The organism is Aquirufa sp. A-Brett2-15D (assembly GCF_054558735.1).
This window is the reverse complement of record NZ_JBSKFT010000003.1, coordinates 425,247-441,786: the sequence shown is the minus strand read 5'-3', so window position 1 is coordinate 441,786 and position 16,540 is coordinate 425,247. Positions and strand designations below refer to the sequence as shown.

13 protein-coding genes are annotated in these 16,540 nt (G+C 42.0%); 7 read left to right on the top strand and 6 right to left on the bottom strand.

Annotated features, from left to right (window positions below):
* The 4 genes from ACST14_RS09975 to recF form a co-directional block, all read right to left on the bottom strand.
* Positions 1-1,303: hypothetical protein (locus tag ACST14_RS09975; protein ID WP_459463125.1), on the bottom strand; the 1,303-nt coding region annotated here is incomplete at its 3' end.
* Between the two features lie 5 nt (positions 1,304-1,308).
* Positions 1,309-1,998: a hypothetical protein gene (locus ACST14_RS09970; protein WP_459463123.1), complete on the bottom strand. Its 690-nt coding sequence runs from the start codon at positions 1,996-1,998 to the stop codon at positions 1,309-1,311.
* 104 nt (positions 1,999-2,102) lie between these two features.
* Positions 2,103-2,846 (bottom strand): helix-turn-helix domain-containing protein, encoded by a 744-nt coding sequence (locus ACST14_RS09965; RefSeq protein WP_459463121.1) that lies wholly within the window; start codon positions 2,844-2,846, stop codon positions 2,103-2,105.
* 586 nt (positions 2,847-3,432) lie between these two features.
* Complete coding sequence (gene recF / locus ACST14_RS09960; RefSeq protein WP_459463119.1) at positions 3,433-4,515, bottom strand: DNA replication/repair protein RecF; 1,083 nt, start codon at positions 4,513-4,515, stop codon at positions 3,433-3,435.
* A 115-nt stretch (positions 4,516-4,630) separates the two neighbouring features.
* Between recF and pdhA the strand changes: the two genes are divergently transcribed.
* The 3 genes from pdhA (at position 4,631) to ACST14_RS09945 (ending at position 7,173) form a co-directional block, all read left to right on the top strand.
* The gene (gene pdhA, locus ACST14_RS09955) at positions 4,631-5,641 is read left to right on the top strand and encodes a pyruvate dehydrogenase (acetyl-transferring) E1 component subunit alpha (RefSeq protein WP_459463116.1); all 1,011 of its coding nucleotides are present in this window, start codon (positions 4,631-4,633) and stop codon (positions 5,639-5,641) included.
* Positions 5,642-5,839: 198 nt separating this feature from the next.
* Positions 5,840-6,346, top strand: a complete 507-nt coding sequence (locus tag ACST14_RS09950; RefSeq protein ID WP_459463114.1) for a hypothetical protein — start codon at positions 5,840-5,842, stop codon at positions 6,344-6,346.
* A gap of 164 nt (positions 6,347-6,510) precedes the next feature.
* Entirely contained in the window at positions 6,511-7,173 is a 663-nt protein-coding gene (locus ACST14_RS09945) for a 5-oxoprolinase subunit PxpA (protein WP_459463112.1), read from the top strand.
* Here ACST14_RS09945 and ACST14_RS09940 read toward each other — a convergent pair.
* Entirely contained in the window at positions 7,157-9,634 is a 2,478-nt protein-coding gene (locus ACST14_RS09940) for a TonB-dependent receptor (protein ID WP_459463110.1), read from the bottom strand. The genes ACST14_RS09945 and ACST14_RS09940 overlap by 17 nt on opposite strands.
* Before the next feature lie 109 nt (positions 9,635-9,743).
* Here ACST14_RS09940 and rbsK point away from each other — a divergent pair, with 109 nt between their 5' ends.
* Genes rbsK through ACST14_RS09920 form a run of 4 tightly spaced genes read left to right on the top strand, consistent with a single transcriptional unit; the run spans position 9,744 to position 14,087 of the window.
* Complete coding sequence (gene rbsK, locus ACST14_RS09935; protein ID WP_459463108.1) at positions 9,744-10,640, top strand: ribokinase; 897 nt, start codon at positions 9,744-9,746, stop codon at positions 10,638-10,640.
* Positions 10,637-11,557, top strand: coding sequence for a nucleoside hydrolase (locus ACST14_RS09930; RefSeq protein WP_459463106.1), 921 nt, complete (start codon positions 10,637-10,639; stop codon positions 11,555-11,557). The genes rbsK and ACST14_RS09930 overlap by 4 nt, the downstream gene beginning before the upstream one ends.
* Positions 11,557-13,092 carry an ADP-ribosylglycohydrolase family protein gene (locus ACST14_RS09925; protein ID WP_459463104.1) on the top strand — a complete coding sequence of 512 codons (1,536 nt, stop codon included), beginning with the start codon at positions 11,557-11,559 and terminating at the stop codon, positions 13,090-13,092. Before ACST14_RS09930 ends, ACST14_RS09925 begins: the two co-directional genes overlap by 1 nt.
* A 5-nt stretch (positions 13,093-13,097) precedes the next feature.
* On the top strand, positions 13,098-14,087 hold the full coding sequence (locus ACST14_RS09920) for a GRP family sugar transporter (protein ID WP_459463102.1): 990 nt from the start codon (positions 13,098-13,100) through the stop codon (positions 14,085-14,087).
* Positions 14,088-14,192: 105 nt separating this feature from the next.
* Here ACST14_RS09920 and ACST14_RS09915 read toward each other — a convergent pair whose 3' ends face one another.
* Positions 14,193-16,514 (bottom strand): Lcl domain-containing protein, encoded by a 2,322-nt coding sequence (locus ACST14_RS09915; RefSeq protein ID WP_459463100.1) that lies wholly within the window; start codon positions 16,512-16,514, stop codon positions 14,193-14,195.
* Positions 16,515-16,540: the final 26 nt, after the last annotated feature.

Sequence of the window (16,540 nt, the reverse complement as noted above, 5' to 3'; positions counted from 1 at the left end):
TGGAACTCACTCGTGTATCGAGTCCTGCAATCGAATTGGTATTAGAAGTTATGCTAGCTGTGTTTGCATTTACTCCATTCGTTAATGCTAATTCTGCAGCAGTTGCTCTTGTTATCTCAGCAGTAATACTACTTGTATTGGAACTCACTCGTGTATCGAGTCCTGCAATCGAATTGGTATTTGACGTTATACTTACAGTATTGGATTGAACCTTACCCTCTAAAACTATAATACTGTTTGTATTAGCTAAAACTCGTGTATCGAGTCCTACAATCGAATTGGTATTTGAAGTTATGCTTAAGGTATTAGATTGAACCCTTACCTCTAAAGCGGTAATACTAGCTGTATTTGAGGCGATATTAGAAGTCAAACCTGCAGTATTAGAAGCAATACGAGATTCTAAGGCGGTTATGCTCACCGTATTTGATGCAATTGCAGTAGGTAACGTCTTAATAGTAGAAGAGGATACCCCCCCTACAGTATTTACTGTAGGAGATTCTGCCACACCGCCCAAATCCCCTGCTAAACTTACCCCTTTTGAAGCGCTTCCTGAACCGGAAACACCTAACATTGATGTAACGAAAGCGGTAGTAGCTATTTGATTTGAATTTGACCCATTGGGTGCCGTAGGCGCAGTGGGCGTACCTGTTAATTCAGGAGAAGCCAGTGGAGCTTTCAATAAAATATCAGCTGTGTTTACATTAATTTTAGCCGTATTTTCTAAAACGACTTGTTTTAAAATGGACACTCTTGATGTTAGAGTATCCAAATCACTTAATGTTACATACTGTTTGTCATTTAAGAATTGAGATAATTTAGTAGGCGCATTTTGCACGTTTGCATAATCTACATTATCTGCATAAAAGGCGTAAGGATTATAGCTTAAGAGCTGTGAACTTACTTCAGAAAATGTCTTACATCCGTCTAAACTGATGGCTACTCTCAAGGTCTTTGTGTCAGCCGTCCATATTATTGTGTCGAAGGTCCTATAAAGGGGTGGATTTGTCCCACTAAAATTAGCCGGTGGAGTACCTAGTCCAATGGATAAATTAACTAAGCCATAGCTATCTGTTGAATCCTCCTGCACCTCCTCATATTCTAATTGTTTATTAACATTGTAGAAAGAGAAACGGATACAGAGCTTTCCATTGGAGTAAGGCTGATTCGTTAGACTTGTTCCAGGAATATCTTTAGCTCTAGGGTCAATTATTACTGCTTGATAATTCAATGTTCTCTTGCTTGATTGAGAAAACGCAGCTAATGAACTTATTAATAATAGTAGAACGAGTAAAATTCTTTTCATAAAACTTATTTATTGATTCTTAGCCCCACCGAGAAAATAGCGGGTGCAAAATTTAACGTGGAATTGTTCACGAGAGAGACGCCCATTGTTTGGCCTTTTTGATACGAAAAATGACCGACTAATTTATCCGTGAAACTTTTTTCAATTTCAAACCCATAGCCTGCAATGATTTTTACGCCAGAAAACATGGGGTCTATGGTTAAGTCCAAATAGCGATTACCCAAGAGCTGATTGCCATGTGCTATTTTATTGACACTTAAAATTCCTTGAAGATTAATAGCAACTTGATAAGGAAGGGGAACGCGAACGCCTAATTTTCCAAAGACCCCAAGGAAATCTGTTTGGTAAGAGAAAGCTGTAGGTGGAATATCCCCTACGGCATTAAGCTGAGTGAACTGAGCACCCAAATCGTAATTCATGTAACTCAATGCTTTCGCCATGAGTTTATTTTTACTTAGGTAAATGGCAAATGGTTTTTGGGAAACTTGAAATTTCGCTAGATCGACAAGCTTAGGTTTATGTACAGAAATTTGGAATGCAATGCCCGAACCTGATTTCAAGGAGGTGATTGACTGCCCTTGATTATTTACGTAATCATAAGTAGTAAAGGAAAGACCTTGACTTAATTTAATCTGTTGACTAAACGAAGAAAAAGTACAAAAAAGAAGTAAAAGAGTAACCTTTATTGATTTCAACTTAATATTTGTTTAACTAAAGAAACAAGATAATTAAGCAAATCTACAGGCTGATTAACCAGTGATTATGTGTTGCCCCTTTAAATTACAAAGGCGCAAACCGGCTATTTATTGACCTCTGAAGGGTTTATTCCTATTCGCTTTCTGAAGGCTTCAGTGAATTTATTACGACTTTTAAAACCTACGTTTTGTGCTAAACTTTCAATCGTATGATTTTTCAAGTAGCCATTTTTTGCCAAATCAAAGGCCTCATCAATCCGCAAATCAGACTTCCATTGGCTGAAGGAAATACCTAGATACTCATTAAAATAAAACGTAAATAAGCGGTCTGAAATCTTTAAATCTGCCATCATTCTCGGCTTAGTAAAATCAGCAGATAAAAAGGGATTGTCAATTAAGTACTCTTGAATGGACTGCTCTAATTGTTGAATTTGGATTTCTTTTGGCGTCACTAGTGTCCTAGGTTCTGCCTGTTTTTTCACTTCGAAATAAAGAACATTTGGAAAGAAAAATACACTTAAAAACAGTAATGAGCCTAAAACAGACCCAAAAATTAAGATAGGATAAGGCGAAATTATTCCTCCGTGTGGTAATGAATTCAGGCTATAGAATGTAAATATGGTGATTAAAAAATTAGTCAGCAATAAACATGAAATTAAAAAAGTTAACCAGCCTCCATTTACTACTTTATTCGATTGATAATTTAACTCCCTTTTTATTTTAGAAATCCAATTCGCCAGATATAATAAATACCCTAAAAGTAAAACACTCTTAAGTCCAAGAAAATATTTTATCCCAATTGGTAAAATATTCGTACGTTCTACATCCAAATATTTAAATGAATGCAAATATTCTACGAATTGATACTTATATTCAATGGGCTGAAAAAAATAGGGTGAAATTAAAATTAGGCAAAGAAAGAATGGAATAAAATGAATCCAATCAGACTTCTTCCAACGAGACGATTGGGTTAATTCCATTCTAATGTAGAAATAGATACTAGGCCCTAATAAATAAAACAAAGGAAAAGTATGAACAAAAAGTATGACAGAAATGAGTGGAATCTTAAAATAAAAAAGAGCCACAGAAAAAGCTCCATAAAAACTATTCAAAAAATAGAATGCCGCTAAAAATCGATTTCTTGGATTAAATCGAAGAATAACAAAGCTTAAAAATATCCCCAGAAATGATAAGAACAGGACAAACATTACTATAAATTTCCCTAAAATTTATAAAAAAGAATTATATCTAGTATAATGATATTTTTATAAACTAATAATTCAGGCAATTGTTCAGTTGCTAATAATTTTACTCTTTTCGGGAATAATTGTTCTTGAAACATTCACCACTTACCATTCACCATCCCAGATCTCTACTTTATACTCTCCCATCTTCAATCTTCTCTGAACTTTGAGCTTTGGAATTTGAATTTCGCTAAAGCGAAATATAATGAATATTCCCCTTCAAATCCTTCAGCAATTTCTTCGTCCTTTCGGGTCTCGCATCCGTGATGAAGACTTGGCCGAAGTGGTCTTCTGCCATCATTTGGACCAAACGCTGGATGCGACGGTCGTCGAGCTTGTCGAAGATGTCGTCAAGGAGCAAGAGGGGTTTGCGGGGTTTCGCGGCGACGAGGGAGTCGAATTGGGCTAGTTTGAGGGCAACGACGAAGGATTTTTGTTGACCTTGGGAGCCAAATTTACGCAAAGAGTAGCCTTTGATTTTCAACTCAAATTCATCTCGATGAATTCCGATGGATGTCCGCTGCGCGGACAAATCCAGCGGTTCCGCGGCGCGCAGCGCCGCGTCAAAGCCCCCAGCTTCGAAAGTAGATTCGAGCTGAATATCGACGTCCTCGCGTTCGTCGGAAAGTTTGGCATAATGATAGGTAAAACTAGGCAAAAAGACCTCCAAAAATTCACGGCGGGCTTTAGCGAGGGATTCTCCCAGCTCGACTAAAGGCGCGTGGTAGCTGTCCAAATGTAGGCGATCGACCTGGCCGCGTTCTGCGAATTGCTTCAAAAGCACGTTGCGTTGTTGAACAATGCGGTTATAGCGCAAAAGTTGGTCTAAGAAATTACGGTCGAGTTGAGACATCATCCCGTCGAAGAAGCGACGGCGTTCTTCGCTTCCTTCGCGGACTAAATCCGTGTCGTGTGGATCCATTAAGACAACTGGAAAGTGGCCGATGTGGTCTGCTAGGCGGGGATAAGGTTTATCGTCGCGGAGAAATTGCTTTTTGGCCCCCTTCTGAAACAAACACGTAATCTGTGTTTCGCGGTCCTGTGTATCGACAAAATCCCCCTGCACCCGGAAAAAATCCTGCGAATGTTTCACGCAAAGTTGATCCGAAATACCGCGCGCACTTTTCGTCATCGACAGAAAATGGATTGCATCTAGCAAGTTCGTCTTCCCAATTCCGTTCTCCCCCACAATGCAATTTATCTCCGAAATAAAGCTAAATCTAGCCTCCTCGTAGGATTTAAACTGATTGACCTGAAGAGATTTGAGATGCATGGATGTAGGAATGCGATTAAAAGCGTGTAAAAATAAAGATTTTGTGCTAATTTTACAGAGTTAAGGCCCGGAATAAATACCGGCTTATCGCTTTAAATATATTCTATTAAAGAAGATGGCTAAGAAAAACGCAGACGCGCCCAAGTATTCGAAAGAGACGTATAAATTTTGGTACGAAACCATGCAATTACAACGCAAGTTCGAAGAGAAGTGCGGTCAATTGTACGGAACGCAGAAAATAAAAGGATTCTGTCACCTATATATCGGTCAAGAAGCTTGTTCTTCTGGTTCAAGATCTGCCCTAATTGAAGGCGATAAATACATCACAGCTTACCGTGACCATGGTATCCCTTTGGCCTTAGGAACCTCTCCTAACGCAATTATGGCGGAATTATACGGTAAAATCACCGGTGCTTCTAAAGGAAAAGGTGGCTCCATGCACATCTTCGATAAAGAAGTAGGTTTTGTAGGCGGTCATGGTATCGTAGGGGCCCAAATCCCCTTAGGAGCAGGCCTCGCCTTCGCCGAGAAATACAAAAAAACAGGTAACGTTTCTATCACCTATTTTGGTGATGGTGCAGTTCGTCAAGGTGCTTTACACGAGGCATTTAACATGGCGATGATTTGGAAATTACCCGCTATTTTCGTCGTAGAAAACAACGGATACGCGATGGGAACTTCCGTAGCACGTACGTCTAACGTAACCGAATTATACAAAATAGGCGAGGCATACGATATGCCTTCTGAGCCAGTAGACGCGATGAATGTAGAAGCAGTCCATGAGGCCGTTTCTCGTGCCGCAGCTCGCGCTCGTGCAGGCGAGGGCCCTACTTTCTTAGAATTCAGAACCTACCGTTATAGAGGTCACTCGATGTCAGATCCTCAAAAATACCGCTCTAAAGAAGAGGTAGAGGCTTACAAAGACCGTGATCCGATCGAACAAGTGAAATACACAATTCTAGAGCACAACATCTTATCGCAAGCAGAATTAGATGAGATCGACGCAAAAATCAAGGTTCAAGTTCAAGAATCAGTTGATTTTGCCGAAGCATCTCCATTCCCAGATAAATCAGAGGCCTACAAAGATGTGTATGTCGAAGAGAATTATCCTTTTATAGAAGAGTAGTCGTCACTGCGTGACTTAGTCACGACTGTGTCGTTTAGTCGCTGCTTCGCAGCTTAGTCGACTTCGTCTTAGTCAATATGTCAAAAGCTCATTCGCATCGTCGGGTGAGCTTTTTTGTTGAATATCATGATGTTGATAAAATGAAAGTGGGAGATGGAATGAAGGTGAAATAGAAATACCTTTGAAAAAATAACCACTATGAATTTTATCTTAAGTATCGCAGCAGGACTATTGTCGTCCTACCTATTTTTAATCTTCTTTTTACTAAATAAGAAACCTAAAATTCTCATTTCTAGCCAAATAAGTCGAATCCGATTTAATGGAGAACAAAACTACCTTTTCAAGTTTGTTAACTTAACTAACTCTGAAATCTTTGACGTACACATCGAACTCACCTTCTATAAACCGGTGGGAACATTTAATGGAAGCAACTTGCAGGGACGGGATATAAAACTTAAAGATAATTTTATCGCCTATGTACCTCGGGAAAGAAACGCAGATCAATTTTCCTTACATGCGGTGCGCGTTAGAACCATAGAACCTTTAGAAGAAACATGGCAGGATGAATCCTCCTTTATTCGACTAACCATCATTGCAAAACATGCCTTATCAGGATTTAATAAAGTTTTCGTGCAGGATTACCCTAGCTTAGATCGCATCAGTTCTGGGAAATTTTTATCTGGAAATTCTGTTGAATTAAAATAGGAATTAGCGGAATCAATTGAAAAATTAATGAGTAACTTTAACGAAGGTTTAACAGTATTTAAAAACCCTACCCATGAAAAAAGATATCATATTAGGCTAGGCCTACCGGAATTTGAAATAAACGAGCTTGTGGAAACACAGGCTTTTTTTTAGCTACCTATACTATGAAAGTCAACTGCGACTTGGGTGAAGGCATTGGAAATGATGCCGCACTCATGCCCTACATCGATGAGGCAAATATTGCCTGCGGATTTCATGCCGGAGATGCATTCACTATGCGCGAGACGGTTGCCTTATGCATTCGCCATGGCGTAAAAATGGGAGCTCATCCGTCCTATTTAGATCGAGAGAATTTTGGGAGAAAAGAAATTGAACTGAGTCCAGAGGAAATCTATTTGCTAGTCAAAAAACAAGTCGAAATACTAAAAAAAATAGCAGAAAATGCGGGGGCAAAATTGAACCACGTAAAACCTCATGGTGCCTTGTATAATACTTCCACGAAAAACGCGGCAATAGCAACGGCTATCGCGAAAGCGGTGAAGGATATCGACCCTAGTTTGATTTTGTTTGGATTGAAAAACAGTCATTCCATCGCCGCGGGAAAAGCACTAGGTTTACATACGGCAGACGAAGCTTTTGCAGATCGTCGCTATGAAAGCGATGGGTCATTAACTCCGCGTAGCCAGCCGGGAGCCTGCTTCACAGAAATTCAAGATGTCTTGGATCAGGTTCAAAAAATGAAGGCCGACACCTGGTGTATCCACGGTGACGGCCCACATGCGTTAGCATTCGCTAAAGCTTTACATAAACTTAAAACTCTACAATAAATCCAATGGTCGGAGTTACTTGAGCTCGATCATTTAAGAATTGGGTAGGAATGGCGTTGCTACCATTCTTAGCGATAGGCAATCCATTCGTCGTCGCAAAGGCAGAATTATCTTCTACACGTTTAAAGGTATAGGTCGGAACGCCTGGATTCACTGCGATGTACCAGTTCGTCACATCGATGAAAAGATCGATGGTTGTTTTCTTCAAATTGTATTTCTTATCGATACGCACGTCACTAGAGTTGAAGTTGGGTAGTCGTTGAGTGTTCAAGCGTGAATAATCGAAAGTGCCTTGGCCCAAAGTCAAATAACTTGACTTAGATGCTAAGTCGTCATAAGGCGAATACGGTGCTCCACCTTGGTAACGGAAACGAAGACCTAACTCCCAGTTGCGTGGGAATTTATAGCCCCAGGTTACACTTAAGAGGTGTTGATTATCCCAATTAGAGGCAATTAATTTTCCATCGAAACCGCTGTACATGCTACGGTAAAAGGTATAGGAAAGAATTCCGAAGAATTTGTCAGTTAGTTTCTTTTGGGCAAAAAATTCAAGACCGTAGGCCCGACCTTTCCCAGAAGTGGTCACATCTTCATTGCCTAAAATATTAAAGTCTCCACCTAAGTTTGCTAATGAAATACCATTGCGATTCGAGATAGGTACGTTCGCATAGTCCTTCACAAAACCTTCCAAGGTGAAGCGCAAAGATTCATCGTGTAAGTATTCTAGGCCAGCCACGTAATGATCGCTTTGCTGGTATTTCGCGTCTTGATTTACTAACTGAGGTGTCATAATTGCGAAACTCGAATACGTCTGATACGGGAATGTCGACGAAGTGTAGCCTAATATCGTATACGGGGCTAACTTGAAATAACGACCCACCGAAGCATTTGCCGTTAATTTATCAGAGAGCACATAACTTAAAGAAACGCGAGGCGAAATGGTTTCCATAGGATCCGAACCAGTCGTCGTGAAGCTGTTCATATCCGTACGAAGGCCGGCGCTTAGACCTAATTTGGAGTCAAAAAAGGTCTTCGAAACCTGGGCAAAAGCCCCGTATTTCCATAGGGAATTCAATGCGCTCGTATACGAAATTTTAGTCGATGGATAGGCTAACTTGATAGCCGGATTAGGGTCTATATTATTCAGTACCTGGTAGGTGCTGTTCGCGTATTCTACGAATTGAGTGGATAAGCCGTAATTTATCTTCCAACCATTCGTGTTTTTGTTCACATCTAGTCGCAATTTATTTTCCGTTTCGCGAGACGAATAATCAAAGTTTAAAGCCGACGGATCCTTCTTCAAATTATCCTCATAGCGCAAGAAATTATTGTCAAAAACGTTTCGGGAAAGCGCCACATTCACATAGCCATTATCCAACAATTTTTTCAAGGATAGTCCCAGCGTATAGTTCCATTGATTAACTAGCGGATTCGAATTATACACGTATAATTTTTCGGGTGTAACTTTTTTTAGTGTCCCAAAAGAGAAGTCATCAATCGCGCCCAAGCCCATCATCGAAAGCGTAGTGGTCGAATTGATTTGCTTGGTGATTTTAAACTGCGCATCCCAGAAGTTTGGGCGAATCGGAATATCTAAAGCTTGAAATAAGAATTGCAAATACGAGCGGCGAACCGAAGCTAAGAAAGTCGTTTTGCCTGATTTAGACAAAGGTCCTTCTGTGGTTAATGCGAATTCGGTGGCACTTAAACGGGCGTTGCCTTGAAATTTGTTGGGGTTTCCGGTGCGTTGTTTGAACTGGAAAACGGAGCTTAAGGCATTGTCGTAACGCGCATCGAAAGCGGATGAACTTAGTTTTACATCTTCGATGAACGACACATTTAGCATGCCTTGCGGGCCTCCGCTGCTGCCTTGTGTTTGGAAGTGATTTAGGACTGGAATCTCGATGCCGTCTAGGTAATAGACGTTTTCGTTCGGGCCTCCGCCGCGGATGATGATGTCATTTCTGAAACCTCCGCCTTGTGGGCCTCCGCCTACGCCGGGTAAGGTTTGGATTACTTTACTTACGTCAAAATTTCCACCTGGATTACTCTTGATTTCTTCTGAGGTCAAACGCTGAACACTTAAGGGCGACTCTAAGGTGGCGGCTTTGGCGGTGCGGCGGTTTTGGGTAACGACTACTTCGGTTAATTGTTGATTAGAGGGTAGTAATTCGATGTTCAAATAATTCTCATTTCCTGCATTGATGATCACGTTGAAGGCGGTGTATTTCTCGTAGCCGACTGCGGAGAATGAAATGTTATAAGTTTTTAAGGCCAAACCCGTTAATCGAAACGTTCCTTTATCGTCCGCTGTAGTGCCCTTTGTGGCACCATCTAACGTAACAGAAACTCCAGATATGGGTTTTTGCGTAAGTTGATCAATAATTTTTCCGGAGATGCGGCCTGTGTTTTGGCCAAATACCGAAAAAGAAAAAAGTAGAAATAACAGGGTTTGTTTCATTTTTGCTAAAGATGAGAAGGACAAAATTTCTTACCCCCGTAAAGGTAAGTCAGAATTTGAAAAATTTATATTAATTTACAGTGCCCAACTGAGATAAAACCTATTTAAAATGACAAAAATCACAATTATCGGTAGTTCTAACACCGACATGGTGATCAAATCAGGCCATTTGCCCGCGCCGGGAGAAACCGTTTTAGGCGGGGATTTCTTTATGAATCCGGGAGGTAAAGGGGCAAATCAGGCGGTGGCTGCGGCGCGTTTAGGCGGAGAGGTGCATTTTGTGTGCAAGGTGGGGAAAGATGTTTTTGGGGAGACCGCCATTCAGCAATTCAAGAACGAGGGAATTCACACGCGTTTCGTGACGCAGGATCCGTATGCCCCTTCTGGGGTGGCTTTGATTAATGTGGATGCCAAAGGCGAAAACTGCATCACCGTCGCCTCAGGTGCTAATAATTGCCTTTTGAAAGCCGACATCGAGGCGGCCTCTGAAATTTTCGAAGCCGGAGATTTCGTCTTAATTCAGTTGGAAACACCTTTGGAAACAGTCGTGTACGCCTCTGCTCTCGCGGCGAAAAAAGGACTCAAAGTCGTTTTAAATCCAGCTCCTGCAGCGCAACTACCCGCCGAATTATTCCCTCATTTATATGCGATCACACCTAATGAAACAGAGGCGGAATTACTGACCGGCATACCTGTAAACGATCTCCTATCTGCAGAAAAAGCAGCGAATATCTTACTAAATAAAGGCGTTCAACATGTCATTATTACCTTAGGCGCCCAAGGCGCCCTCTACAAAACGGCCTACGAAACTGAGCATATTCCGGTCGCAAAAGTGGTCGCACAAGATACGACAGCAGCGGGGGATTGCTTCAATGGAGCTTTAGTGGTGGGATTATCCGAGGGAATGAGTTGGCTGGAAGCCATTACGTTTGCTTGCAAAGCGGCATCCATTTCCGTAACTCGCTTAGGAGCGCAAGCCTCCATGCCTAAATTGGAAGAACTATGAAGAAATTACTACTTTTATTTCTGATCAGCTTTTCATTAGCAGCACAACAACGCCAAAAAGTGATCTTCGACTGTGACCTCGGGGACGACATCGATGATGCCTATGCTTTGGGTTATTTGTTAACGCTACAGGATCGCTACGAGATTTTGGGGATCACAACCTGCTATGGTCGCACAGATGACCGGGCCATTTTAGCACAGAAATTTCTGGCGGTGACTGGAGAGAATCAGATTCCTGTTTATGTGGGTAAAAATACATCCTCTAGTTCTGTTCGAGCGAATTGGTATGCGGATCAGTTTTATTGGGCGAAGGGATCCCTTTTGGCAAAAAAGCCACAAGGTGCGACTGAATTCATCCAATCTCAATTAAAAAAATACCCGGGAGAAGTCATCATTTTCTCTGTGGGACCCGTGACGAATTTGGCGCCTTTAGGAGCGGAATTACAGAAAGCGAAAGCCATCTATGCGATGTTTGGCTCCTTCAAAATAGGTTACGATGGCAGTTCGAAAATTAATTCCGAATGGAACGTTTTATGTGATATTCCTGCAGCAAAATCTTTCGTACAATCCGGTGCAAATGTCATTTATGCCGGATTAGATGTGACGGCGATGGTTAAATTATCTGCCGAAAATCGTTTGAAATTACTGATGCGCCAGTCGCCTTTAACGAGTGCTATGCAGGGACTTTATGTTCTTTGGGGGCAAGAAACTCCTACCCTTTTTGACCCCGTAGCCATCGGAATGGAAACCAATCCAGAATTATTTACGACCGAAAAAGTGCACGTCTATGTGGACGATCAAGGCTTCACTCGATTAGATCCTAATAAGCCAGCTAATGCCACGATAGGCACCACCATTAAAAGTGCTGAATTCATTAAAATATTAATGCATAACTACCTCTACCAAAACCTGAACTAATGAAAAAAATCCTCTTCTTCTGTTTACTAACCTTAGCCGCTCAAGCTCAAAATATTTCCATGAGCAAAGCCATCTTGAAAGACAAAATCAAAGGTGGCTGGGCCGGCCAAACCATTGGCGTGACCTTTGGTGGGCCTGTTGAGTTTCGCTACAATGGAACGATGATAAATTCCTACCACCCTATTCCGTGGTACGATGGCTATCTAAAAAATACGATGATCAACAATCCCGGTTTGTACGATGATTTGTACATGGATTTGACTTTCGTGGAGGTATTCGAAAAAGAGGGATTGAATGCGCCTATTGAATCGCATGCGAAGGCCTATGCGAACGCAGGCTATGCGCTGTGGCATGCGAATCAGGCGGGACGTTATAATATCTTGAATGGAATGATGCCCCCAGCGTCTGGATACTGGGAAAATAATCCGCATGCAGATTGTATTGATTACCAAATCGAGTGTGACTTTGCCGGCTTAATGTCACCCGGAATGCCGAATGCGGCATCTGAAATCTCCGACAAAATTGGTCACATCATGAACTACGGTGATGGCTATTATGGTGGGGTTTATTTAGGGGCTTGCTATACTTTGGCATTTATCAATAACGATATCAACAAGGTCGTTACCGAGGCTTTGAAAACCATTCCGACAAATAGCCAATACTATAAATGCATCGCTGATGTAATCAAATGGCACAAACAATACCCGAACGACTGGACAAAAACCTGGTTAGAAGTCCAAAACAAATGGGCAAACGACATCGGTTGCCCGGACGGCGTTTTCGCTCCGTTTAACATCGATGCGACCGTGAATTCCGCTTATGTCGTGATGGGATTATTGTACGGAAATGGTGATTTCACTAAAACCCTAGAAATCTCCACGCGCTGTGGACAAGACGCAGACTGCAATCCATCGTCTGCGGGAGGAATTTTGGGAGCCATGATAGGCTACGACAAAATACCCGCTTACTGGAAATTAGGCTTGAAAGAGGCGGAGGACATCGACTTCAAATACACGTCCACTTCCCTAAACGATGTATATGAAATCGGTTTCAAGCACGCTTTGCAAAACATCAAAAATAACGGGGGAAGCATATCAGAAAACGCCGTAAGTATTCCTTACACTTCCCCTAAAGCGGTAGCCTTCGAACAAAGCTTTGACCACTCATTCCCTACGGAGAAGATCAACATTGGGAAAAACTTGACCGACGAATATGACTTTGATTTCGAGGGAAATGGATTCGTAGTGCGTGGAGAAACAGCGAAATGGGCCTCTTTAGATACAGGCACTTTTGATTTGGAGGTATATGTAGATGGCAAGCTTCTGGAGAAAGTAAAACTCCCAGTGGCCTTCACAACTCGTCGCCACGAGATCAGCTGGAAGTATAAATTAGCGACAGGAAAGCACCACGTGAAACTGAAAGTGTTGAACAAGGTCGCGGGGTATGATTGTAAATTATTCGACGCAATCGTCTACGCAGAAAAGCCATTTATGGCGACGAATGACAAATATTACCGTTTAGGAAACCTAAAATAAGAGCCATGTTTATCATCGAAACCTATTCATCTGCCGTTTTATTGTGCATCGTGACCATGCTTTGTTGGGGCTCCTGGGCAAACACCCAAAAGCTCACTTCCTCCAGCTGGCGCTTCGAATTATTCTATTGGGATTATGCAATCGGGATTGTTTTAGCATCTTTGATTCTAGCCTTTACGCTAGGTTCCAGCGGAACGCAAGGACGTGGATTCTTAGCGGACTATGGACAAGCCAGCAGCGAAAATCTTCAATCCGCCTTCATCGGTGGGGTTTTATTTAATGCCGCTAATATTTTATTAGTCGCAGCCATTGGAATCGCAGGCATGTCTGTGGCCTTTCCGGTGGGCATTGGAATTGCCTTGGTCTTAGGTGTTGTGGTGAATTACTTAGCGGCACCGCACGGAAATCCAGTTTTGATTTTTGGTGGGGTTGCCTTAATCGCAATCGCCATTATTTTAAATGCGAGAGCCTATAAATCCATTTCTTCCTCTTCTGCCTCTAACAAAGGTTTAATCCTTTCCGTACTGGCGGGTTGCTTGATGGGGCTTTTCTACAAATACGTAGCGGCTTCGATGGCCGTGAATTTCGCCGCCCCTGAAGTGGGCAAATTAACGCCGTATACGGCGTTGGTTGTTTTCGCGGTAGGCATTTTTATCAGTTCTTTGGTCTTTAATACATTCCAAATGAAAAAGCCATTCTCCGGCGCACCTTTGAATTTAGCACATTATTTAGTGGGTTCTATAAAAGACCATTTAGTAGGAATTTTAGGTGGTGCCATCTGGTTTGTTGGGATGGCCCTTTCTATTTTAGCCTCTGAAAAAGCAGGCGCTGCGGTCTCCTATGGCTTAGGCCAGGGAGCGACTGTGGTGGCGGCAATTTGGGGAATATTTATTTGGAAAGAATTCAAGAATGCCTCCGCTGAAACCCATAAACTGCTGAATATTATGTTGCTGTTGTATGTGGTTGGATTGGCTTTGTTGATCGGGTCGAAGTAGTTAATAATCGTAATAAACAAATTGAATCCGGTCGCCTGCAATAAATACTTTCATTCCACTTACGGTGAGCGCTCTGTTTACGGTGGGTTATATCAGAATAAATAGTTAAAAAGACCTAATGGCGCGAACATAATATGAACTGTTCTTACCGTCGATGCCCTGTTCGCCACTGCCGAAGTACCCCCACCACGCGGAGGTGCCGTTGTTCGTGCTGTTCCCCGTAGAACTCCAATAGTAGACACTCGTAAAACTAAAAATCGAATTTTTAGCTAAATACATAAGATTCAACTCGTGTTTTGTTGGCAGCCTCCAATCGGTAAATTTTTTTCCATTAGCTGAGTGATTAGCTTCATTGCTGATTTTATCTTCCGCATCATACCAAGTACTTGATGTACTCTGATTTTGCGTTTCAGCTACTAAGCCGTGTTTACTATCTGTTGATAGAAAGAAAACGTACCCTCCTAAATCAGAGTTTAATCCTGTCGTATAGGTTGGTGATGATGAAGATGAAGACGCGGGCGTAGCCCATGTAATACTTGTACCAGTAGAAGTTAACACTTGACCATTAGTTCCCACTGTAGTTAAACCAGTTCCTCCATTTTGAATTGCTACCGCAGTTCCACTCCATACGCCGCTAGTGATTGTTCCTACACTCGTTAAACTAGAACCTGTTACTGTAGATTTAAAAGTGGAGCCTGTTAATGTTTCTGCAGCAGCTGGTGCAGTAATATCTGCAGTGCCATCAAAGGCTACTCCATTTATATTTCTAGCAGTTGCTAATTTGGTGGCTGTTCCTGCATTACCCGTTATAGTTGTTTGATCGCCAGAGTTTACACCAGATAAATTATTTAGGGTAGCCACACTGGTGGTTAGTCCTGTTAAATTAGTGGCTGTTCCTGCATTTCCTGTTACACTTCCTGCTATTGGATTGGTGACCGTTAAATTAGTTAAAGTTCCTGCATCCGCTGTTGAGGTAATTGTTATATCTGTACTACCATCAAATGCTACTCCATTAATGTTTCTAGCCGTAGCTAATTTAGTGGCGGTACCTGCATTGCCTGTAGTCGTAGTAGCTGTACCAGCAGTTGTCGCAGTTGCAGCATTACCTGTTATACTTCCTGCTATTGGATTAGTGACCGTTAAATTAGTTAAAGTTCCTACACTAGTTAAACCTGAAGTCACCACATTGCTTGCAAGTGCCGTTCCTGTCAATGTATTCGCATCTACTGCAATAGTAATATCTGCACTGCCATCAAATGCTACTCCATTAATGTTTCTAGCCGTAGCTAATTTAGTCGCTGAAGCTGCATTACCTGTGGGTGTTAAATAATCTGTTCCTGCTGTTAGAGGTGCTTGAACATTAGTGCCGATCACTAAACCTAAATTTGTTCTAGCAGCCGCAACGTTTGTTGCTCCCGTTCCTCCTTTTGCTATCGCTACTGTACCCATAAGGGTTCCTGCATCCGCTTCAGCTAAAATTGTTATATCTGCACTACCATCAAATGCTACTCCATTTATATTTCTAGCTGTTGCTAATTTAGTGGCTATAGCTGCGTTACCGTTCGAATTTAATTTCAAATCTAATGCCGCCTTTGTAGCCGTCGAAATAGGCTTAGCCGCATCAGTCGTATTATCCGCAGAACCTAATCCAACCATTGATTTCGTAATGCCTGAAACGGTACCCGTAAAAGTAGGAGAAGCAATCGGAGCATAATCATTTAAATCCGTTAACGCAGCTTTCGTTGCAAGCATTATTGTATCTGCCGTGACAGCCATGTGCGCTTCCAAAGCAGCTACCGTAGCTTTCAAGGCTAAAGCTGCATTTACATCTACTATATTAGCCTTTAAATCTAAAGCCGTCTGCGTTGCCATAGATATTGGCTTCGAGGCATCTGCGGTATTGTCTACTTTATCTAAACCTAAATTCGCGCGCGCAGCCTGAGCCGTGATGGCTCCTGTTCCTCCTGATGTTAATGCCAAAGTGCCACTTAATTTCCCTGCCTCCTCTGCAAAATGTGCATAAGGCAAGTAATTTAGGCCGCGATTACTGACCTCGGTATATTTAAAACCCAAATCAAAACTAACCTGCGTCACTAACTTCTTTACCGGACTGCCCCAGTTTATGTTTTCAAAAGTCCCAGCCGAACTCGTATTCTCCCCACCTCCAATCTCCAAATTAATCACCCCATACGCATCCGTTTTCGTCTTATGCAACTCCTCGAACTGCAATGTGCTCCCCGCATAGATCCCAAACTTCACCCAAACTTCCTTGTTCAAATACAGCTGGGCCTGAACTGCACTTCCGGGCAATTCAATAGCAGCAGGGTCCACAATGAGGGCCTGGTAATTAATCGATTTAATAGGGGATTGCGCGCGCGCCGAAAAGAAACAACACAGCAAGGCCGTGAGTATGAAATAGTTTTTCATGAGCAATCTTTAAACAGAACAGATTG

Bases quoted from the DNA above. Each gene is read 5' to 3' on its own strand.
- recF (WP_459463119.1), bottom strand. From the start codon at position 4,515: ATGCATCTCAAATCTCTTCAGGTCAATCAGTTTAAATCCTACGAGGAG.
- pdhA (WP_459463116.1), top strand. From the start codon at position 4,631: ATGGCTAAGAAAAACGCAGACGCGCCCAAGTATTCGAAAGAGACGTAT.
- ACST14_RS09950 (WP_459463114.1), top strand. From the start codon at position 5,840: ATGAATTTTATCTTAAGTATCGCAGCAGGACTATTGTCGTCCTACCTA.
- ACST14_RS09945 (WP_459463112.1), top strand. From the start codon at position 6,511: ATGAAAGTCAACTGCGACTTGGGTGAAGGCATTGGAAATGATGCCGCA.
- ACST14_RS09940 (WP_459463110.1), bottom strand. From the start codon at position 9,634: ATGAAACAAACCCTGTTATTTCTACTTTTTTCTTTTTCGGTATTTGGC.
- rbsK (WP_459463108.1), top strand. From the start codon at position 9,744: ATGACAAAAATCACAATTATCGGTAGTTCTAACACCGACATGGTGATC.
- ACST14_RS09930 (WP_459463106.1), top strand. From the start codon at position 10,637: ATGAAGAAATTACTACTTTTATTTCTGATCAGCTTTTCATTAGCAGCA.
- ACST14_RS09925 (WP_459463104.1), top strand. From the start codon at position 11,557: ATGAAAAAAATCCTCTTCTTCTGTTTACTAACCTTAGCCGCTCAAGCT.
- ACST14_RS09920 (WP_459463102.1), top strand. From the start codon at position 13,098: ATGTTTATCATCGAAACCTATTCATCTGCCGTTTTATTGTGCATCGTG.
- ACST14_RS09915 (WP_459463100.1), bottom strand. From the start codon at position 16,514: ATGAAAAACTATTTCATACTCACGGCCTTGCTGTGTTGTTTCTTTTCG.